Origin of the sequence: Amycolatopsis sp. NPDC051758 (genome assembly GCF_044453095.1) — a bacterium.
GTDB lineage: Bacteria > Actinomycetota > Actinomycetes > Mycobacteriales > Pseudonocardiaceae > Amycolatopsis.
On the sequence record NZ_JBITCJ010000011.1, the window covers coordinates 201,969 to 221,857 of the forward strand.

Genomic DNA, 19,889 nt, shown 5'->3' on the forward strand with positions numbered 1-19,889 from the left:
TGAAGTCAAGCGAACGGGCCGCCGAAGGCGTGTTCGACGAACCGGTCGCCGATCCGGCGGTGGGCCGCCGCGTCCGGGTGCAGTGCGTCCGGCAGCGGGAACTCGGCAAAATCAGCGGCGCCGTACAGCTCGCGGCCGTCCAGGTAGTGCAGGTTCGGGTCCTGCCGCTGCGAAACGACGCGGGCCAGCTCGTCGCGGATCACCTCCAGGGTCAGCTTCCCGGCCGCGACCTCGGCGGGGTCGCCGGTGGCGCGGAACCGCACCTCACCCGAGGCGAGCGCCTCGTGGTCGAAGTCGCCGGGGCCGGGGGTCCGCTCGTGGATCGGGCAGAGGATCGGCGACACCACCAAGAGCGGCGCCGACGGGTGGCCCTCGCGGATCGTGTCGAGGAACCCGTGCACCGCCGGGCCGAACGCGCGCAGGCGCATCAGGTCCGCGTTGACGACGTTGATGCCGATCTTGACGCTGATCAGGTCGGCGGGAGTGTCCCGCAACGCGCGGGCGGTGAACGGGTCGAGCAGGGCGTTGCCGCTGAAGCCCAGGTTGATCAGGTCGACGCCGGCAGAGACAGCGGCCAGCGCGGGCCAGGTTCCCGACGGGCTCGCCGCGTTCGAGCCGTGGCTGATCGAGCTGCCGTGGTGCAGCCAGACGCGTTCGCGGGCCGGCGCGGGCTCGACGGGCTCGTCCGTGCGCAATCCGACCAGCGTGGTCATCTCGTTGTGCGGCAACCAGATCTCGACGTCCTTCAGGTGCCCGGGCAGGTCCGCGAACCGGACGACGCCGGTGGTGCCCTCGCGGTGCGAAGACGCACCGGTCGCCATGTCGACCGTCACGGTGTCGCCGCCGGTGATGCTCGCCTGCGCGGTGAGCTTGCCGTCGACGAGCAGGTCGTAAACGCCGTCCGGCCGCGGCGGCGCGCCCGCGTAGACCAGTTTTGTCGGCAGCGTCTCCAGTTCGACGACACGCGCGCGGGTCCGGAACCGCAGGCGGACACCGGCGGGCTGCGCCTCGGCCATGGCCAGCCGCGGGTCGGTGTTCTGGGCCCGGGCGCGGGCGGGCAGTCGGTGCGGCGCCAAGCCGCGTCCGGTGGATTCGAGTTCGAGGGCGCCGCGCACGAGGCCGGCGGTCATCGGGGTGCTGATCAAGGTCGTGGCCAATCGTGGAGAAGGGAATCGAGGACGTCGAGGAGCCGGGCCCAGCTCTCGGGCGCGGCGGGTGAGCTGTGGTCGAACCCGCCTTGCGCTTCGAGCGCGACGAACCCGTGGAAGAAGCTGCCGAGCAGCCGGACGGCGTGCGTCTCGTCCGGCCCGGCCAGGTCGTAACCCCGCAGGATCGCGCGCATCATCTGCGCATGCCGGACACCGGCGCTCGCGGCGGCGGTCTCCGGGTCGAGCCGCAGCTGCGCGGCGGCGTAGCGGCCGGGGTGCTCGCGGGCGTAGTCGCGGTAGACGCCGGCGAAGGCGACGAGCGCATCCCGCCCGGCGCGCCCCGCGAGCGCGGCGGCGGCCCGGTCGGCAAGCTCCTCCAACGCGCGCAGTGCGATCTTCGTGCGCAGGTCGTGGGCGTTCTTGACGTGCGAATACAGGCTGGCGACCTTGACGTCGAAGCGCCGCGCCAGCTCCGACGGTGTCACCTGGTCGAAGCCGATCTCGTCGGCCAGCTCCGCCCCGGCACGCACCAGGCGTTCCGTGGTCAACCCAGCTCGAACCATAGCTCCTCTTCCGTTTGCCTAAAGCCATGGTAGATCAACCTAAAGGCTTTAGGCAAACGGCTAGGAGAAGAGGCCCTCGCCCCAGTAGCCGGTCGGCGACACACCCGGCGGCACCGCGAAGTGCGCCGACCCCGTGTGCTGGACGTACTCCATCATCGCGTCCTTCGAGGACAGCGCCTGCTGCATCGGGACGTACTGCGCGCGCGTGTCCCGGTTGAACGCCAGGAAGAACAGCCCCGCCTCGAGGTGGCCGACACCGTCGGAGCCGTCGACGAAGTTGTAACCGCGGCGCAGGATGCGGACGCCGTTGAGCGCCTGGTGCGACGCCAGCCGGACGTGGGCGTCCTCGGCGATCACTTTCTCGCCGCCCGCGCCGCCGACGTCGAGGTCCAGCTCGTCGAACTCGTTCTGCTGGCCGAGCGGGGCGCCGACACCCTTCGTGCGGCCGACGATCTGCTTCTGGCCGTCGAGGGTTTCGCGGTCCCACGTCTCGATGTGCATCCGGATCCGGCGCGCCACCAGGTAACTGCCGCCGGCCATCCAGGCCTGGCCGTCGCCGGCCTGGGTCCACACCTGGTCGCGCAGGAAGTCGGTGTCCTCGGACTTGATGTTGTTCGTGCCGTCCTTGAAGCCGAACAGGTTCCGCGGTGTCTGCTGCGCCCGCGACGTCGACGAGCTGCGGCCGAACCCGAGCTGCGACCAGCGGACCTCGGTGACACCGAAGCCGAGCCGCACCAGGTTGCGGACCGCGTGCACCGCCACCTGCGGGTCGTTCGCGCACGCCTGGATGCACAGGTCGCCGCCGCTGCGGGCCGGGTCGAGCTTGTCCTTCGGGAACAGCGGGAGGTCGATCAGCTGCGCCGGTCGCTTGGCCGCGAGACCGAAGCGGTCGTCGAACAACGACGGCCCGAAGCCGATCGTCAGCGTCAGCTGGGACGCGGGCAGGTCGAGGGCCTCGCCGGTGTCGCCGGGCGGGGCGAACTCGCCGCTGCCGACCGCGCCGCCGTCGACGACCTCCTGGCCCGCCGTCATCCGGCGGGCCGCGGAGGTCCACGTCTTCAGCAGCTGCCGCAGCTTCTCGCGGTCCTTCGTCGTGACGTCGAGGGCCGCGAAGTGCAGGTTCGCCTGGGTCGGCGTGACGATCCCGGCCTGGTGCTCGCCGTGGAAGTCCACGGTCGTCACCGACGCCTCGGCGCTGCCGCCGGTCGCCTTGTCGATCCCGATGCCCGCCGCGGCCCCGGCTCCGGCGAGCGCGACACCCGCTCCCGCCAGGCCGAAGAGCTTCCGGCGGGAGACCCGGGTGCCGTCTTCGGTCACTTGGACACGACCTCCGCAACCTTGCTCAGCGGCTCGCTCAGGGCGTCGACGGCCGAGGCGAACTCCTTGATCTGGTCCTGGGAGAGCTCGGTGTACAGCTTGAAGCCGTCACCGGCGCGGGTCTTGTCCAGCAGGCCCTGGACGTTCGTGAACTCCTTGTCCAAAGTGGACACCAGGGCGGCGTCGCGCTCCTGCAGCAGCGGGCGCAGCGAGGTGATCGCGCCCTTCGAGCCGTCGAGGTTGGCCTGGAAGTCCCACAGGTCGGTGTGCGAGAAGGTCTCCTCCTCGCCGGTGATCTTGCCGGTCGCGACCTCGTCGAGCAGGCCCTTCGCGCCGTTGGCCAGGTCGAGCGCGGTCAGCTGGAGCGCCTTCGACTTCGCGACCAGGTCCTTGACGTCGGTCAGCAGTTTGTCCGCGATCTGCGGGCTGTCGGCCTGCAGACCGGAGACGTACAGGTCCTTCTCGAGGCGGTGGAAGCCGGTGAACTGCTGGCCCGGCTCCAGGTCGGCCTCGCGGACGTCGATGGCCGGGTCGAGGTCGCCGAACTTCTCGGCCACCGGCTCGATGCGCTCGTAGTAGATGCGAGTGCGCGCGTACGCGGCCTTCGCCTCGTCGGCCTTGCCCGCCTTCACGAGGCCGACGAACTTGGCCGTCTCCTCCTCGAGCGCGGCGGTGTTGTTGGCGACGTAGTCGGCGTAGTTCTTGGTGGCCTGCGCCTTCTGGGCGTTGGCGTCGGTCTGCTTCGGCGCGCCACCGGTGATCGTGAAGTCGCCGCGGATGCCGTTGCCGGCCATGCCCGGCTTGCACGCCGTCTGGTACTTGCCCGCGTCGGAAGCCTCGACGATCAGCCGCCGGTTGAGCCCGGGCGCGATGTTCTCGACCTCGCCCATGATCCGGTCACCCTCGGCGTAGAGGTAGAACTCGGTGACCTTGGTGCCCTTGTTGGTGATCTCGAAGGTCACGTTACCCGCGGCGGCGGTGTTCGCCGAGACGGTGCACGCGGTGTCGGACGCCTCGACCTTGATCGGACCGCCGGCGGCGGCGTTCCCGGTGCCGTTGCCGCCCGAGCTGTCGCACGCGGCCAGCGTCACCAGGGCGGCGGCGCCGGCCAGCACGGCCAGCGGGGTTCTGGGGGACTTGCGCACGGTCACTCCTTCGAGGCGGCCGCGACGGCGGGCGCCGGCGCGGTCTTCTTGCTGGGCTTGAGGAAAAGGGGCAGCACGACGGCGACGTAGGCGACCCAGGCGATGGCCTGCAGCACGGTCGTCTGCTGCGAGTAGTTGAAGATCCCCTTCAGCAGCGCGCCGTACCAGGACGTCTCCGGCAGGACGTTCGAAGCGTCGAAAGCCAGCGTGCTGATGCCGGGCAGGAAGGCGGCCTCCTGCAGGTCGTGCAGGCCGTAACCGAGCACGCCGGCGGCGACGAACACCAGCAGGACCCCGGTGATCGTGAAGAACTTCGCCAGGTTGAACCGGACGGCGCCCTTGTAGAGCAGCCAGGCCAGCACCACGGCCACGGCGATGCCGGCGGCGAAGCCGATCAGCGGCTGCACGGTGTCCGACTGCGCGGCCTGGACGGTGGAGTAGAAGAACACCGCGGTTTCGAGGCCTTCGCGCCCGACCGCGAGGAACGACAGCAGCAGCACGGCCATCGGGCCGACGTCCAGCGCGTCGTCCATCTTGCCGCGCAGCTCGGCGGCGATGCTCTTCGAAGCCTTGCGCATCCAGAAGATCATCGCCGTCACGAACACGACCGCGATGATCGACAGGCTCCCGCCGAGCAGCTCCTGGTGCTCGAACGACAGCTGCGCGGTCGTGTAGGTGAGGACCGCCCCGACGGCGATCGACAGCAGCACCGCGGCGCCGACACCCGGCCACACCCAGCGCAGCGCGTGGCGCCGCTCGGTCTTGACGAGGAACGCGACGAGGATGCTGACGACCAGCGCGGCCTCGAGGCCTTCGCGCAGCCCGATCAGCGCACTCGAAAACACCACGTTCCCGCCTCCTGGTTTCTAGTGGGTCAGTGAAGTTTTTAGGTAAGGCTCACCTGTAAGTCCAGCGAGCGAAAGCCGCTCCGGACAGCGGAAACGGGCAAAAAGGACAGGGGAACGAAGTTAGGTTAGGGTAACCGCAGGTCAGCGCTCTGCGCGTCGACTCGATAACAAAATCTGTGACTTCGCCGTCACCGGACCTCGGTTTACCCTCCGCTTGCCTGGTCAGGCGGCTGGGGGACCCCTTGAGTGGCTCCGTAACCTGTTCGGGTGGCCGATACCGCTCAGCCGACCGTCACGCCTCCGGAAACTCCGCCCTCGGGCGGTCCACCACGGCGCTATCTCGGCCGGGCGGCCCTCGCGGTGGCGCTGGTGCTCACCGGCGTGGTCCTGGTCCTCACCATCGGTGTCCGGAACCCGGACGCGCCGACCGCGCCCCCGCCCGTGCAACCGGCGCTGGCCATCCCGGAACAGCGCCCGCAGCCGGGCGCGGAGTCGCCGCGCGCCGGGCTCGCCGCGCCGGTCGACCGGCCGCAGGTGTCCGACCAGGCCGAACTGGACGCGTGGGCGACCCGCGTCGCGGACAAGACGCACATCCCGGCGCGCGTGCTCGCCGCGTACGGCCGGGCGGAAATGTGGATGCAGCGCCAGAAGGCGACGTGTCACCTCTCCTGGGCGACGCTCGCCGGCATCGGCCGCGTCGAGACCGAGCGCGGCGAGTTCGACCTCTCGGCGATCGGCGCGGACGGCCGCCTCGTGAAGCCGGTCGTCGGCCCGCCGCTGGACGGCTCACCCGGCGTCCCGGCGGTGCACGACTCCGACGGCGGCAAGCTCGACGGCGACAAGTCGTGGGACCACTTGATCGGGCCGATGCAGTTCCAGCCCTCGACGTGGAAGAAGTACCAGGAGCGCGCCAACGGCGACGGCGGCACGCCCGACCCCCAGAACATCGACGACGCGGCCTTCACGGCGGCGCGCTACCTGTGTTCGGGCAGCGACGACCTCGGCACCCCGGCCGGCTGGTGGCGCTCGATCCTGTTCTACAACCAGGCCGTGCCGTACGGCCAGGACGTGTTCAGCGCGGCGGACGCCTACGCGGAGGCGAGCGTCGCGCCCTGAGTCAGTGCTCCCGGTCGGCGAAGTACGGCGTGACGGCCATCAGCACCAGCAGCAGCAAGCCGGCGTACGCACCCAACGTGGCGAAGATCGACATTTCGGTCCCTCCTGAGTCCCCTGCGGTCTGGAACCAGCTTCGCCCGGGGAGGGGGTGCGGCGGATCGGCCGAGGGGCCCGGCGAGATCGGCCGAAAGTCTGATCTCGGGCAGGCCGTTCGGCCCTGGCCGGGGACTCGAGGGGTCAGGCTTCGCCGGGTCGGGATTCGCGCAGTGCGATGTGCGCCTTGACCTCGCTGATCGCTTCGAGGTACTCCGGCACCGGGTTCATCGCCGACGCCATCCGCATCTGGGCCAGCGCCTCGACGAACCGGCCGAGCCGCTGCAGGGTCCGGCCGAGGACGAACCGGGCGTAGTGATCGGTCGGGTCCAGCTCCAGCACCCGCGTCAACGCCTGTTCGGCCCGGCGCAGCTGGGCGGAGTGGAAGTACGCGCGCCCGGCCAGCAGGTGGACCGACGGCTTGTCCGTTTCCGATTCCAAGAGGGGCTGCAGCGCCTTCAGCGCTTCGAGCGGACGACGGCGGCCGACCAGTTCTTCCGCCTGGCGGAAGGCATGAAACCGCGACTCCTCGGGAGGCTGCGAAGCAGCTGCGGCGTCCGTCATGGTCACTCCCACGTTACCCCGGAGGAGGGGCTGGCACACGCCTCCGATCGGGACGTGATGGACTGTTCCGCCATGAGCAGCGGGTACCGGGGCCTGGCGCCCTACCTCTACTACGCCGACGCCACGGCGGCGCTCGCCTGGCTGACCAGGGTCTTCGGGTTCACCGAGGAGGTCCGGTTCTGCGACGCCGCGGGCGAGGTCTTCCAGGCGACGCTGCGCGCCGGCGACGCGCGGATCCAGATCGCGGGTGTCGGCCCGGACTACTGGCAGGCCAAGGGGGTCGACGGCCCGGTCGGCCAGCTCAACATCCTCTACGTCGACGACGTGGACGACGACTACGAGCGGATCGCCGTCGCGCTCGGTGACGAAGCCGAGCTGGACCCGCCGCAGGACCAGCCCTACGGCGCCCGGGTGTTCACCGTCGCCGACCTCGGCGGCAACAGCTGGACGTTCTGGCAGCAGACGTCCGAAACCGTCGAGCTGCCGCCCGGCTGGCAGGCGATCCGCGCGGGGGACTGACCAGCGGCTACCGGCCGTGCCTCCAACGGGTGAACCGCGGCGACGGCTAGGCTGGGCGCGAAACCGCAGGCACGACGCACCGAGGAGCATGGCGTGGCTCTCATCGAGCAGGTAGGCGCGCGCGAGATTCTGGACTCGCGTGGCAACCCGACCGTCGAGGTGGAGGTGGCCCTCGACGACGGAACCCTGGCGCGGGCCGCGGTCCCGTCGGGTGCGTCCACCGGCGAACACGAAGCCGTCGAGCTGCGAGACGGCGACACCGGCCGCTACAACGGCAAGGGCGTCGAGCGCGCGGTCGCCGCGGTGCTCGACGAGATCGGCCCGGAGATGGTCGGCATCGAAGCCGTCGACCAGCGGATCGTGGACCAGAAGCTGGTCGACCTCGACGGCACGCCGGCGAAGTCCCGCCTCGGCGCGAACGCCATCCTCGGCGTCTCGCTGGCCGTCGCGAAGGCCGCCGCCGAGTCGGCCGAGCTGGAGCTGTTCCGCTACCTGGGCGGCCCGAACGCGCACGTGCTGCCGGTCCCGATGCTGAACATCCTCAACGGCGGTTCGCACGCGGACAGCAACGTCGACGTCCAGGAGTTCATGATCGCGCCGATCGGCGCGGAGACCTTCCGCGAGGCCCTGCGCTGGGGCGCCGAGGTCTACCACTCGCTGAAGTCGGTGCTGAAGGGCCGCGGCCTTTCGACCGGTCTGGGCGACGAAGGCGGCTTCGCGCCGAACCTGGCGAACAACCGCGAGGCGCTCGACCTGATCCTGCAGGCCATCGAGAAGGCCGGCTACGCCCCGGGCCGTGACGTCGCGCTCGCGCTGGACGTCGCCGCGACGGAGTTCTTCGCCGACGGCGCGTACACCTTCGAGGGCAGCAAGAAGAGCGCCGAGCAGATGTCGGCCTACTACGCCGAACTGATCCGCGACTACCCGATGGTCTCCATCGAGGACCCGCTGAGCGAGGACGACTGGGACGGCTGGGTCACCCTGACCGCCGACATCGGCGAGAAGGTCCAGATCGTCGGTGACGACCTGTTCGTCACCAACCCGGACCGGCTCGAGGAGGGCATCACCCGCCGCGCCGCGAACGCGCTGCTGGTGAAGGTCAACCAGATCGGCACCCTGTCCGAGACGCTCGACGCGATTTCGCTGGCCACGTCGTTCGGCTACAAGTCGATGATGAGCCACCGCTCCGGCGAGACCGAGGACACGTTCATCGCGGACCTGGCGGTCGCCACCGGCGTCGGCCAGATCAAGACCGGCGCCCCGGCCCGCGGCGAGCGGATCGCCAAGTACAACCAGCTGCTGCGCATCGAAGAGACCCTCGGTGACGCCGCCCGGTACGCCGGCGAGCTGGCCTTCCCGCGGTTCAGCGCCGAGGGCTGAGCCGGATGGCGGACCGGGGGAGGACGACGCGCAACCGCCGCGGCGGTGGCGGCGGGGCGGCACGGGCCAGCCGGCCCGCGCCGGCCCGTCGTCCCGAAGCGGCGCGGCGCCGCACCGCCGACGCGGAGACGACCAGGGCCCGGTTGCGCCGGGGCCTGGCGGCGAAGCGCGCGTCGGGCGCGGCGAAGGTGCTCGGCATGTCCACCACCCGCCGCGCGGCGGTGGTGGCGATCGTGGTGTGCGCGCTGGCGTTCACCATCGCCGTGCCCCTGCGCACGTACCTCTCCCAGCGGACCGAGGTCCGCGAACAGCAGTCGCAGCAGGCACAGCTGCAGCAGGAGGTCGCTCAGCTCCAGGGCCGCAAGGCGGAGCTGAGCGACCCCGCGCAGATCGAGGCCGAAGCCCGGCGGCGGCTGCGGTACGTCAAGCCGGGCGAGACGCCGTACATCGTCCAGCTGCCCGAGGACAAGGCGCCGGACGCGGCGCCGCAGCCGGGACAGCAGCAGGTCGCGAACGGCTCCTGGTACGAGAACCTCTGGAACCAGGTTTCCGGCGGCTGAGCCCCGAGCGCCCCAAGGCGGCCTTGGTTGCGTCTGACGCACCGAAGGCCGCCTTGGGTGCGTGTGACGCACCGAAGGCCACATTGGGGCGCTCTGGCGCACGCATTAGCCTGGTGCGCGTGAACAGCACGCAGCAGCACCGGTTCGAGCCCGTCACCGACGCCGACCGCGAGATCATCGCGGAGCAGCTCGGACGGCCGCCGCGGGCGCTGCGGGCCGTGGCCGCGCGGTGCCCGAGCGGGCACCCTTCCGTGGTGCAGACCAGCCCGCGGCTGGAGAACGGCACGCCGTTCCCGACCCTCTACTACCTGACGTGCCCGAAGCTGAACTCGATGATCGGCACGATCGAGGCGTCCGGGATCATGAAAGAGATGACGGAGCGGCTCACCACCGATCCCGAGCTCGCCGCCCAGTACCAGCGCACCCACGAGACCTACCTCGCCGAGCGCGACGCCATCGAGCCGCTCGGCCACCAGGTCACCGCCGGGGGCATGCCCGGCCGCGTCAAGTGCCTGCACGTGCACGTGGCCCACTCGCTCGCGGTCGGTCCGGGGGTAAATCCGTTCGGTGACGAGACCCTCGTGCTCCTTAAGGCGAACGGGTGGCCCACGGGAGACTGTGCCGAGTAACGAACGCGGGCCGTAAACAGATAACTGGGCTGGGTGAGCGAAAACCCCGGTCCGGGAAGATCCCGACTCCCGAAGGGGTGAAACCGCGCCCCGGGTACGGCAGGCTGTCACCCGAGGGTGTGACGACCGGCCAGGAGGGCTTCGAGTTATGCGTGTGCGGCGACTGCCTGACGCAGTCGGGAGCTACACCCGAAGATTCGGGATCCGCCACCGCACCGCGTACCCGCTGATCACCGGCATCTTCGCGGTGGTTCCGGCGCTGGTCGTCGGCGGTGGCACCCTCGGCTGGCTCGGCGGGACCGGTGACCACACCCGCGACGCCGCGCTCAGCCAGGGGTACGACCCCGGCAACGCCGCCCTCCAGCAGATCGCCGTCGACGGCACCCTCCCCGGCGCCCCCAGCCCGCTGCCGCTCCCGGCCTACGAACTCCCCGACGGCCCCCTCGGCATCCCGGCCACCGCGCTCGCCGCGTACAAGAACGCCGCCGACGTCCTCGGCCGCGAGCAGCCGGCCTGCCACATCGACTGGGCCCTGATCGCCAGCATCGGCCGCATCGAGTCCAACCACGCCCGCGGCGGTTACGTCGACGCGGCGGGCACCACCCGCGAGCCGATCCTCGGCCCGGAGCTCAACGGCCAGGGCGCGTTCGCCGCGATCCCGGACACCGACCACGGCGAGCTCGACACGGACCCGGTGTGGGACCGCGCGGTCGGCCCGACCCAGTTCATCCCGGCGACCTGGCGCGGGTACGCCTCCGACGGCAACGGCGACGGCAAGTCCGACCCCAACAACATCTTCGACGCGGCCCTGGCCACCGGCCGCTACCTCTGCTCCGGCGGCTTCGACCTCTCGAACCCGGACCAGCTGCGCGGCGCGATCTACCGCTACAACAACTCCGACACCTACGTGAACACTGTGGTCCTGTGGGCCGAGGCCTACCGCAACGGGATCATGCAGGTGCCGGACAGCACGGTCCCGATCGGCGCGCCGAACGCGGCGCTGGCGCCGGCCCCGCCGGCGATCCCGCCCCCGCCGGTCCCGACGACGACGCCGACCAGCCCGCCGCCGACCACTGGCACCTCGAAGCCGCCGACGACGAGCACTACGCCGCCTTCGTGCACCAAGCCGCCGACAACCACGGTCACCACGACGACCGAAACGTCGACAACGACCACGCCGTCGCCGTCCCCGTCGACGACCGGCGAGACGACCACGCCGCCCCCGGCGACGACTCCGCCGCCGCCGACGTGCGGGCAGACCGTCACCTCGACGGTTACGACGACCACCACGACCACCACTGCGGCAACACCCGCCAGCTAGGGTGATCGGCATGCCTCGTGTTGCCGCGATCGACTGTGGGACCAACTCCATCCGCCTGCTCGTCGCCGAGCTGACACCGCGCCACGACGGCACGGTCGACCTGCGTGACCTGCACCGCGAGATGCGGATCGTCCGGCTCGGCCAGGGTGTCGACGCCACCGGCGAGCTGGCCCCCGAGGCGCTCGAACGCACGAGGGCCGCCCTCGCCGACTACACGGTCGCCGCCCGCCGCAAGGGCGCCGAGAAGGTGCGCATGGTCGCCACCTCCGCCACGCGCGACGCGAAGAACCGCGACGACTTCTTCCGCATGACCCGCGAGACCCTCGGGGTCGAGGCCGAGGTGATCAGCGGGGACGAGGAAGCCCGGCTCAGCTTCACCGGCGCCGTCGGGGAGCAGGACCCGGACGACGGCCCGTTCGTCGTGGTCGACGTCGGCGGCGGCTCGACCGAGCTCGTCCTCGGCACCTGGGACGGCCGCAAGGCCGAGGTGCTCGCCGCGAAGTCGGTCGACATCGGGTGCGTCCGGATCACCGAGCGCGCGCTGAAGAGCGACCCGCCGACCGCCGAAGAGGTCGCCGCCGCCCGCGACCTGGCCGGCAAGGTCCTGGCCGAGGCGTTCGACGTCGTCGACGTCTCGCGCGCGAAGACCTGGGTGGGTGTCGCCGGCACGGTGACCACGCTCTCGGCGATCGCGCTCGGCCTCCCGGAGTACGACAGCGAGCGCGTCCACCTGTCCAAGCTGGGCCCGGCGGACATCGACCGGCTCGCCTCGGAGCTGCTGCACGCCGACCACGCCACGCGCGCCGCGAACCCGGTGATCCACCCCGGCCGGGTCGACGTGATCGGCGGTGGTGCGGTGGTGGTCCAGACCCTCGCCGAGCAGCTCGCCGCCCGCGGCGGGCCGACCGAGCTGGTGATCAGCGAGCACGACATCCTCGACGGGATCGCCCTTTCGCTCGCCTGAGCCCGCGCGCCCGGCCACTGTCCGGAACCGGCCAAAAGTGGCCGCGCCGGTCTTTCGCGCGCCCGAAAAAGCTTGTGCCACAAGGGAAACCGAGGGTGAGCGCCCGATGACCACCTGTCCGCGCTAGGCCGTCCGGAGTATCCGTTTTCCTACCTTTGTTGTGCTCCAACCAGGTGGTCCTGACGGTCGTCACACATTTGCAACACCGCAGTCCTGTGATCAGCTTCATCGCCCCCGATAGCGTGCGTCTCACCTTTCGGACAGACGGAGATGGAGGGGATCATGCGTCGTTCGCGCAGGCTCTGGGGACCCACGGTGGTGATGACTTCGCTGGCGCTCGTGCTCGCCGCGTGCGGCGGCGGATCAGGCAGCTCCGCGGGCGCCGGCGAGACGGACCCGGACGGCACGGTCAGCGTCTACGGCACCGAACCGCAGAACGCACTGGTCCCGACCAACATCAACGACCTCGGCGGCACGAAGGCGATCCAACCGCTCTTCGCCACTCTGGTCGGCTTCAAGGGCGCGGACGCGAAGCCGTTCAACCTGATGGCCGAGTCGATCACCACGACCGACTCCAAGGTCTACGACATCAAGATCAAGCAGGGCTGGAAGTTCCACGACGGCACCGAGGTGAAGGCGCACAACTTCATCGACGCCTGGAACTACGGCGCCTACGGCCCGAACGGCCAGCTCAACACGGACTTCTTCTCGAACATCCAGGGGTACAAGGACGTCCACCCCGAGGACGAGAACGCCAAGCCGGCCACCGACAAGATGTCCGGCCTGGTCCAGAAGAGCGACTACGAGTTCCAGGTGACGCTGAGCGGGCCGTTCTCGGTGTTCGACATCAAGGTCGGCTACCAGGCGTTCGCGCCGCTGCCGGACTCCTTCTTCAAGGACCCCAAGGCCTTCGAGCAGCACCCGATCGGCAACGGCCCGCTGAAGTTCGTCTCGCGGACGCCGAACCAGGACATCAAGCTCACCCGCAACGACGACTACAAGGGTGACGACAAGGTCCACTTCAAGAACCTCGACATCAAGATCTACGCCAGCCAGGAGACCGCCTACCAGGACCTGCTGAGCGGGCGGCTCGACTTCATGGAGGCACTGCCGCCGTCGGCGGTCGCGGGCGGCAAGTACAAGGCCGACCTCGGTGACCGGCTGGTCACCGGCGCCCTGCTCGGGGTCAGCACCATCTCGGTGCCGTACTACGTGCCGGGTTACGACAACCTCGAGCTGCGCAAGGCCATCTCGATGTCGATCGACCGGGCGCAGATCACCAAGACGGTCATGAACGACACCTACGTCCCGCTGGACGGGTACGTCGCCCAGGGCATCACCGGCGCCCGCTCCGGCGTCTGCCAGTTCTGCAAGTTCGACCCGGCGGCGGCCAAGGAAGCCTTCGCCAAGTCGGGCTTCAAGGGCAAGCTGACCATCGCGTCCAACGCGGACGGCGGTCGCAAGGAACCGCTGACCGCGGCGTGCAACAGCATCAAGAACACCCTCGGTGTCGAGTGCGACTTCGTGCCCGCGACCGACTTCGGCCAGTGGCGCAGCATCGTGACCGGCAAGAAGCTGACCGGCATGGGCCGCTCCGACTGGTCGGCGGACTACCCGTCCATCGAGGACTTCCTCAACCCGATCTACAAGACCGGCGGGTCCTCGAACGACTCCAGCTACTCCAACCCGCAGGTCGACGCGATCCTGGCGCAGGCGGACGCCACCGCCGACAAGGACGCCGCGGTCAAGCTCTACCAGCAGGCCGAGGACCTGGTCGCCAAGGACCTGCCGTCGATCCCGGTGTGGGACGAGAAGGGTGTCGCGGCGAAGTCGAAGAACCTCAAGTCCGCGGCCCTGGACTTCCGGCGCATGCCGGACTACCCGGCCATCGAGGTCCTGAAGAAGTAGTGCCGCGCTGATCTGCCGCAACCACCACCACGGCGTCGTGGGCGGGAGCACCTTCCCGCCCACGGCGCCCGGCGCGCACTAGGAACTCGTCATGATCCGCTACGTCCTGCGACGGCTGCTCCAGCTGATCCCGGTGTTCTTCGGCACCACCTTCCTCATCTACGTCCTCGTCTGGGCCGTGCCCGGCGACCCGTTCTCCGGCAAGTGCGGGCAGGCCGCCTGCCCGCAGGCCTACATCGCCCAGATGACCGAGAAGTTCAACCTGGACGACAACATCTTCGTGCAGTACTTCAAGTACCTCGGGAGCCTGTTCACCGGTGACTGGGGCGAGACGTTCAACGGCACGTCGGTCGGCGAGCTGATCGGCACGTCGTATCCGATCACGCTGCGCCTGGCCGTGATCGCGGTGGTCATCGAGGCCCTCATCGGGCTCACCGCCGGCGTGCTGACCGGCCTGCGCGGCAAGGGTTTCCTCGACAACCTGGTCCTGGTCTCGACCACGTTCCTGATCTCGCTGCCGGTGTTCGTCACCGCGATCGTGCTGCAGCTCGCGCTGGGCAGCAACGGCCTCGGCCTGATCGAGGCGAGCGTGTCCGACAACCCCAGCGTCGGCGAGCTGATCGTGCCCGGCATCGCGCTCGGCAGCCTGTCCATGGCCTACGTCGCGAGGCTGTCGAGAACGAGCATCGCCGAAAACCGCCGGGCCGACTACGTGCGCACGGCGATCGCGAAGGGCCAGCCGAACAGCCGGGTCGTCGGTGTCCACCTGCTCCGCAACTCGGTGATCCCGGTGCTCACCTTCCTGGGCACCGACCTGGGCGCGCTGATGGGCGGCGCCATCGTGACCGAAGGCGTGTTCAACATCAACGGCCTGGGCGGGCTCATCTTCCGCGGCATCCAGAACCGGGAGAGCGCGACCGTCGTCGGCGTGGTCGTCCTGCTCGTGCTGGTGTACCTGCTGATGAGCCTGATCGTGGACCTGCTCTACGCCGTTCTCGACCCGAGGATCCGCTATGACTGACCCGAACCTGGTGGGCGGCGGCGGGGCCGACGCGGCTCAGCTGTCCCGCGTCGACGACTCCGGCACCGGCCCGCAGAAACCCCGCAGCCTGTGGGGTGACGCGTGGCGCCAGCTGCGGCGCAAGCCCGCGGTGGTTGCCTCGGCGGTGATCATCCTGGTGATCGTGCTCATCGCGATCGCGCCCGGGCTGTTCAGCTCGCGCGACGCCGGTTTCAGCGATCTCACGCACGCCAACGAGGGCCCGTCCGGGGACGCCTGGTTCGGCTACGACAACCAGGGCGCCGACGTCTACGCCCGCACGATCTACGGCACCCGCGCGTCCCTGCTGGTCGGCGTGTTCTCGACGCTGCTGACCGTCCTCTTCGGCTCGCTGGTCGGCATCTTCGCCGGTTACTACGGCCGGTTCATCGACAGCCTGCTGTCGCGCTTCGGTGACATCTTCGCCGGCCTCCCGTTCGTGCTCGGCGCGATCGTCATCCTGACCACGTTCAACGCACCCGGCTCGAACCCGGGCGCGGTGACGATCATCGTCCAGGTGGTCTGCTCGATCGCGGTGCTGAGCTGGCCGGTGGCCATGCGCATCATGCGGTCGGCGACGCTGGTGGCCAAGCAGCTCGACTACGTCAAGGCCGCACGCGGCCTCGGCGCGAGCACCCCGCGGATCATCTTCCGGCACCTGCTGCCCAACACGATCGCGCCGGTGCTGGTGTACGCCACCATCGCGCTCGGCGCGTTCATCGGCGCCGAAGCGACGCTGGCCTACCTGGGCATCGGGGTGCGCGCGCCGGTGATCTCGTGGGGCGTGATGATCAGCGACTCGCGGGACTACTTCCGCGCCGACCCGCACATGCTGCTGTTCCCCGGCGCCTTCGTCACCCTGACCGTGCTGGCCTTCGTGATGCTGGGTGACGGCATCCGCGACGCGCTCGATCCGAAGTCGAGGTAGCTCCCTTGTCCGACAACGAACTTCTCCTCGAGGTCGAGGACCTGCACGTCGAGTTCCGGACCGCCGACGGCGTCGCCAACGTGCTCAACGGCGTCGGCTACTCGGTGCACGCCGGGGAGACGCTGGCGGTGCTCGGCGAGTCCGGCTCCGGCAAGAGCGTCACCGCGCAGACCGTGATGGGCATCCTCGACATGCCGCCCGGCGTGATCACCGGCGGCGCCGTGCGCTGGCGCGGCGAAGACCTGCTGACGGCGTCCGACGAACGGCGCCGCGAGGTGCGCGGCAGCGAGATCGCGATGATCTTCCAGGACGCGCTGTCCGCGCTGAACCCGGTCTTCACCGTCGGCTTCCAGATCGAGGAACAGCTGACGGTGCGGCTCGGGATGTCCAAGAAGGACGCCCGCAAGCGTGCGATCGAACTGCTCGACATCGTGCGCATCCCGGCCGCGGACCGGCGGGTCAAGGACTACCCGCACCAGTTCTCCGGCGGCATGCGCCAGCGCGCGATGATCGCGATGTCGCTCGCGCTGGACCCGGACCTGCTCATCGCCGACGAGCCGACCACCGCGCTCGACGTCACCGTGCAGGCCCAGATCATGGACCTCCTGCGGGAAATACAGGAGGAACGCAAGATGGGCCTGGTGCTCATCACCCACGACCTGGCCGTCGTCGCCGAGGTCGCCGACCGGATCGCGGTGATGTACGCGGGCCGGATCGTCGAGCAGGCCGACGTCACCGAGCTGTTCCGTGCACCGGCTCATCCGTACACCGCGGCGCTGATGGACTCCCTGCCCCGGCTCGACCTCAAAGGACAGACGCTGGAAACCATCAAGGGCCTGCCGCCGAGCCTGCTCGACATCCCGCCGGGCTGCGCGTTCCACCCGCGGTGCAAACGCGCCGAAGCTCGCTGTTCCGAGGAAGTCCCGCCGCCGCACGCGATCGGCTTCGGCCGGACCAGCGCGTGCCACTTCGCCGAAGAAGTGGTGGTGAACACCCGTGCCTGACCCCATTCTTTCGGTCACCGACCTGAAGAAGTACTTCCCGGTCCGCACCGGCATCCTGTTCAAGCGCACGATCGGCCAGGTCAAGGCGGTCGACGGTGTCTCGTTCGACTTGATGCCCGGCGAGACGCTCGGCGTCGTCGGCGAGTCCGGCTGCGGCAAGTCGACCCTCGCCCAGGTGCTGATGCGCCTGGAGGAGCCGACCGGCGGCAGCGCGAAGTTCGAGGGCCGCGACATCTTTTCGCTGCGCGGCAACGAGCTGCGCAAGCTGCGGCGCGAGATCCAGATCGTGCTGCAGGACCCGTACACCTCGCTCAACCCGCGGATGACCGTCGGCGACATCGTCGGCGAGCCGTTCGAAATCCACTCCGACGTCGCGCCGAAGGGCTCGCGTGCCAAGAAGGTGCAGGAGCTGCTGGAGGTGGTCGGCCTCAACCCCGAGCACCTCAACCGCTACCCGCACCAGTTCTCCGGCGGGCAGCGCCAGCGCATCGGCATCGCGCGGGCGCTCGCCCTGCGGCCCAAGGTGATCATCTGCGACGAGCCGGTGTCCGCCTTGGACGTCTCGATCCAGGCGCAGGTGATGAACCTGCTCGGTGACCTGCAGGACGAGTTCGGCCTGTCGTACGTGTTCATCGCGCACGACCTTTCGGTGGTGCGGCACCTGTCCAACCGGGTCGCGGTGATGTACCTCGGCAAGATCGTCGAGATCGGCACCGACGAGGAGATCTACGAACGACCGTCCCACCCGTACACCCAGGCGCTGCTTTCCGCGGTGCCGGTGGCGGATCCGGCCGTGCGCGGGCAGCGGCAGATCATCCGGCTCGAGGGTGACGTCCCGAGTCCCCTGGATCCCCCGTCCGGCTGCCGGTTCCGCACCCGGTGCTGGAAAGCGCAGGACATCTGCGCTGCGGAGGTGCCGGAGCTGGTGCCGCGGACGGACGGCCACTTGTCAGCTTGTCACTTCGCGGAGCAGAAGTCGGTTGTTCCGTAACGTACGTTTGGCCGTTGTAACCACAATGTCCGATCTATACGGTGCAGGAACCGCTTTCCCGAGGAGGAGAATCGTGAAGAGACCCAGGCTTCTCGCCGCGGCCCTGGCCGTCCCGTTGTTCGGGGCGCTCTCGGCCGGCGCGGTCCCGGCCGCGTCGGCGCAGCCCGCGCTGTCCGGCCCGGCGACCGAGTTCACCGTGCTCGCCAAGGACGCCCAGAGCGTCGCGAGCGCGCAGAAGGCGATCCGCGATGCGGGTGGCACGGTCCTGGAGACCAACACCGCGGTCGGCCTGATCAAGGCCAGCGCACCGGCCTCCGGGTTCACCGAGCGCGTCTCGACGAACCGGGCCGTGTTCGGCGCGGCCAAGGCGCAGGTCATCGGTTCGGTGCCGAAGAACGGCAAGAAGACCAAGAACAACAACGTGGAGAAGGAAGGCCGCGGCACGGCCAAGGGGAACGCCGCCGCGAAGAAGGCCGTCGGGATGGACCCGCTGGACGACCAGCTCTGGGGCCTCAAGTCCGTCCGTTCGGACCTTTCGCGCACCAAGCAGCCGGGCAGCAAGCAGGTCAAGGTCGGCGTCATCGACACCGGCATCGACGGCACGCACCCCGACATCGCGCCGAACTTCGACGCGGCCGACTCGCGCAACTTCACCAAGGACATCCCGTTCGACGTCAACGGCGTCGAGGTCGACGGCCCGTGTGAGTTCCGCGGCTGCGTCGACCCGGCCAACCACGACGACGGCGGCCACGGCACGCACGTCGCCGGCACCATCGCCGCCGCGGCCAACGGCTTCGGCGTCTCCGGTGTCGCGCCGAACGTTTCGCTGGTGAACATCCGGGCCGGCCAGGACTCGGGGTACTTCTTCCTGCAGCCGACCGTCGACGCGCTGACCTACGCCGGTGACGCCGGCATCGACGTGGTCAACATGTCGTTCTACACCGACCCGTGGCTGTACAACTGTGCCGCGAACCCGGCCGACTCCGCCGCGGAGCAGGCCGAGCAGCGCACGATCATCGAGGCGACCCAGCGCGCGCTGAACTACGCGCACCGCAAGGGCGTCACGATGGTGGTCGCGCTGGGCAACCAGCACACCGACCTCGGTGCGCCGCAGCCGGACACCACCAGCCCGGACTACCCGGCCAACACGACGCACCCGCGTCAGGTCGACAACGCCAGCTGCCTGAGCCTGCCGGTCGAAGGCAACCACACGATCGGCGTCAGCGCGTTCGGGCCGTCGCAGGCGAAGGCGGACTACTCGAACTACGGCACCGAGCAGATCTCGGTTTCCGCGCCGGGCGGCTACTTCCGCGACGGCTTCGGCACGCCGTGGTTCCGCACGGTCGAGAACGAGATCCTCTCGACCTACCCGAAGAACGTGGGTGTCGCCGAAGGCAACATCGACGCGGCGGGCAACGTGACGCCGGAGGGTGTTGCGCTGGGTGTCCAGAAGGCGACCGCGGCCGACGGCCGGGTCGGCTACTACCAGTGGCTGCAGGGCACGTCGATGGCGACGCCGCACGCGACCGGCGTCTCGGCGCTGATCGTCTCCCAGTACGGCAAGAAGTCGGGTGCCGGTTTCGGCCTGGACCCGGACAAGGTCCAGCGGGTGCTCGAGGGCACCGCGACGGACATCGCCTGCCCGGTGCCGCGGACGGTCGACTACGCGGACGAGGGCCGCGGGCCGGAGTTCACCGCGACCTGCCAGGGTGACCCGTCGTTCAACGGCTTCTACGGCAACGGCGCGGTCGACGCCTACGCGGCCGTGACGCGCGGGGCGCAGTACCTGAAGTAAAGGAACTTGCGGAAGAGTGCCCCGGGGAGCCAACCTCCCCGGGGCGTTCTGCGTGTA

General features: G+C 69.7%; 19 protein-coding genes. 13 read left to right on the top strand and 6 right to left on the bottom strand.

What is annotated here, in order from left to right:
- Nucleotides 1-5: 5 nt before the first annotated feature.
- The 5 genes from ACIA5G_RS40955 to efeU are packed head-to-tail and all read right to left on the bottom strand — an operon-like array spanning nucleotide 6 to nucleotide 5,021.
- Nucleotides 6-1,145 (bottom strand): GDSL-type esterase/lipase family protein, encoded by a 1,140-nt coding sequence (locus ACIA5G_RS40955; protein ID WP_395933805.1) that lies wholly within the window; start codon nucleotides 1,143-1,145, stop codon nucleotides 6-8.
- Nucleotides 1,142-1,711 carry a TetR/AcrR family transcriptional regulator gene (locus tag ACIA5G_RS40960; RefSeq protein WP_395933424.1) on the bottom strand — a complete coding sequence of 190 codons (570 nt, stop codon included), beginning with the start codon at nucleotides 1,709-1,711 and terminating at the stop codon, nucleotides 1,142-1,144. The genes ACIA5G_RS40955 and ACIA5G_RS40960 overlap by 4 nt, the downstream gene beginning before the upstream one ends.
- Before the next feature lie 60 nt (nucleotides 1,712-1,771).
- Nucleotides 1,772-3,028 (bottom strand): iron uptake transporter deferrochelatase/peroxidase subunit, encoded by a 1,257-nt coding sequence (gene efeB / locus ACIA5G_RS40965; RefSeq protein WP_395933426.1) that lies wholly within the window; start codon nucleotides 3,026-3,028, stop codon nucleotides 1,772-1,774.
- The gene (gene efeO / locus ACIA5G_RS40970; protein ID WP_395933428.1) at nucleotides 3,025-4,179 is read right to left on the bottom strand and encodes an iron uptake system protein EfeO; all 1,155 of its coding nucleotides are present in this window, start codon (nucleotides 4,177-4,179) and stop codon (nucleotides 3,025-3,027) included. The genes efeB and efeO overlap by 4 nt, the downstream gene beginning before the upstream one ends.
- A complete protein-coding gene (gene efeU / locus ACIA5G_RS40975; protein ID WP_395933430.1) occupies nucleotides 4,176-5,021 on the bottom strand; it encodes an iron uptake transporter permease EfeU in 846 nt (281 codons plus the stop codon). The genes efeO and efeU overlap by 4 nt, the downstream gene beginning before the upstream one ends.
- Nucleotides 5,022-5,390: 369 nt before the next feature.
- Between efeU and ACIA5G_RS40980 the strand changes: the two genes are divergently transcribed.
- On the top strand, nucleotides 5,391-6,137 hold the full coding sequence (locus tag ACIA5G_RS40980; protein WP_395933807.1) for a murein transglycosylase: 747 nt from the start codon (nucleotides 5,391-5,393) through the stop codon (nucleotides 6,135-6,137).
- Between the two features lie 237 nt (nucleotides 6,138-6,374).
- Here the strand turns inward: ACIA5G_RS40980 and ACIA5G_RS40985 are convergent, their stop codons facing one another.
- Nucleotides 6,375-6,794: a tetratricopeptide repeat protein gene (locus tag ACIA5G_RS40985; protein WP_395933432.1), complete on the bottom strand. Its 420-nt coding sequence runs from the start codon at nucleotides 6,792-6,794 to the stop codon at nucleotides 6,375-6,377.
- Nucleotides 6,795-6,866: 72 nt separating this feature from the next.
- On the opposite strand from ACIA5G_RS40985, the gene ACIA5G_RS40990 reads away from it, so the two are divergent.
- From ACIA5G_RS40990 to ACIA5G_RS41045, 12 genes are all read left to right on the top strand, one after another.
- Complete coding sequence (locus ACIA5G_RS40990; RefSeq protein ID WP_395933434.1) at nucleotides 6,867-7,313, top strand: VOC family protein; 447 nt, start codon at nucleotides 6,867-6,869, stop codon at nucleotides 7,311-7,313.
- A 93-nt stretch (nucleotides 7,314-7,406) separates the two neighbouring features.
- Entirely contained in the window at nucleotides 7,407-8,693 is a 1,287-nt protein-coding gene (gene eno / locus ACIA5G_RS40995; RefSeq protein WP_360686931.1) for a phosphopyruvate hydratase, read from the top strand.
- Between the two features lie 197 nt (nucleotides 8,694-8,890).
- Nucleotides 8,891-9,253, top strand: a complete 363-nt coding sequence (locus tag ACIA5G_RS41000; RefSeq protein WP_395933809.1) for a septum formation initiator family protein — start codon at nucleotides 8,891-8,893, stop codon at nucleotides 9,251-9,253.
- Between the two features lie 119 nt (nucleotides 9,254-9,372).
- The gene (locus ACIA5G_RS41005; RefSeq protein WP_395933437.1) at nucleotides 9,373-9,882 is read left to right on the top strand and encodes a DUF501 domain-containing protein; all 510 of its coding nucleotides are present in this window, start codon (nucleotides 9,373-9,375) and stop codon (nucleotides 9,880-9,882) included.
- 148 nt (nucleotides 9,883-10,030) lie between these two features.
- Complete coding sequence (locus tag ACIA5G_RS41010) at nucleotides 10,031-11,203, top strand: lytic transglycosylase domain-containing protein (protein WP_395933439.1); 1,173 nt, start codon at nucleotides 10,031-10,033, stop codon at nucleotides 11,201-11,203.
- Nucleotides 11,204-11,213: 10 nt separating this feature from the next.
- Nucleotides 11,214-12,167 (top strand): exopolyphosphatase, encoded by a 954-nt coding sequence (locus ACIA5G_RS41015; protein WP_395933441.1) that lies wholly within the window; start codon nucleotides 11,214-11,216, stop codon nucleotides 12,165-12,167.
- 282 nt (nucleotides 12,168-12,449) lie between these two features.
- Nucleotides 12,450-14,075: an ABC transporter substrate-binding protein gene (locus tag ACIA5G_RS41020; RefSeq protein ID WP_395933443.1), complete on the top strand. Its 1,626-nt coding sequence runs from the start codon at nucleotides 12,450-12,452 to the stop codon at nucleotides 14,073-14,075.
- Nucleotides 14,076-14,166: 91 nt separating this feature from the next.
- On the top strand, nucleotides 14,167-15,096 hold the full coding sequence (locus tag ACIA5G_RS41025; protein WP_395933445.1) for an ABC transporter permease: 930 nt from the start codon (nucleotides 14,167-14,169) through the stop codon (nucleotides 15,094-15,096).
- Nucleotides 15,089-16,042 (top strand): ABC transporter permease, encoded by a 954-nt coding sequence (locus ACIA5G_RS41030; RefSeq protein WP_395933447.1) that lies wholly within the window; start codon nucleotides 15,089-15,091, stop codon nucleotides 16,040-16,042. The genes ACIA5G_RS41025 and ACIA5G_RS41030 overlap by 8 nt, the downstream gene beginning before the upstream one ends.
- Before the next feature lie 5 nt (nucleotides 16,043-16,047).
- Nucleotides 16,048-17,046: an ABC transporter ATP-binding protein gene (locus ACIA5G_RS41035; RefSeq protein WP_395933449.1), complete on the top strand. Its 999-nt coding sequence runs from the start codon at nucleotides 16,048-16,050 to the stop codon at nucleotides 17,044-17,046.
- Nucleotides 17,039-18,037: an ABC transporter ATP-binding protein gene (locus ACIA5G_RS41040; protein ID WP_395933451.1), complete on the top strand. Its 999-nt coding sequence runs from the start codon at nucleotides 17,039-17,041 to the stop codon at nucleotides 18,035-18,037. The genes ACIA5G_RS41035 and ACIA5G_RS41040 overlap by 8 nt, the downstream gene beginning before the upstream one ends.
- Before the next feature lie 73 nt (nucleotides 18,038-18,110).
- Nucleotides 18,111-19,832 (top strand): S8 family serine peptidase, encoded by a 1,722-nt coding sequence (locus ACIA5G_RS41045; protein ID WP_395933453.1) that lies wholly within the window; start codon nucleotides 18,111-18,113, stop codon nucleotides 19,830-19,832.
- The last annotated feature ends 57 nt before the right edge of the window (nucleotides 19,833-19,889 follow it).

Coding starts and splice junctions, on each gene's coding strand:
- ACIA5G_RS40960 (WP_395933424.1), bottom strand. CDS start 1,711: ATGGTTCGAGCTGGGTTGACCACGGAACGCCTGGTGCGTGCCGGGGCG.
- ACIA5G_RS40985 (WP_395933432.1), bottom strand. CDS start 6,794: ATGACGGACGCCGCAGCTGCTTCGCAGCCTCCCGAGGAGTCGCGGTTT.
- ACIA5G_RS40990 (WP_395933434.1), top strand. CDS start 6,867: ATGAGCAGCGGGTACCGGGGCCTGGCGCCCTACCTCTACTACGCCGAC.
- ACIA5G_RS41000 (WP_395933809.1), top strand. CDS start 8,891: ATGTCCACCACCCGCCGCGCGGCGGTGGTGGCGATCGTGGTGTGCGCG.
- ACIA5G_RS41010 (WP_395933439.1), top strand. CDS start 10,031: ATGCGTGTGCGGCGACTGCCTGACGCAGTCGGGAGCTACACCCGAAGA.
- ACIA5G_RS41015 (WP_395933441.1), top strand. CDS start 11,214: ATGCCTCGTGTTGCCGCGATCGACTGTGGGACCAACTCCATCCGCCTG.
- ACIA5G_RS41020 (WP_395933443.1), top strand. CDS start 12,450: ATGCGTCGTTCGCGCAGGCTCTGGGGACCCACGGTGGTGATGACTTCG.
- ACIA5G_RS41025 (WP_395933445.1), top strand. CDS start 14,167: ATGATCCGCTACGTCCTGCGACGGCTGCTCCAGCTGATCCCGGTGTTC.
- ACIA5G_RS41030 (WP_395933447.1), top strand. CDS start 15,089: ATGACTGACCCGAACCTGGTGGGCGGCGGCGGGGCCGACGCGGCTCAG.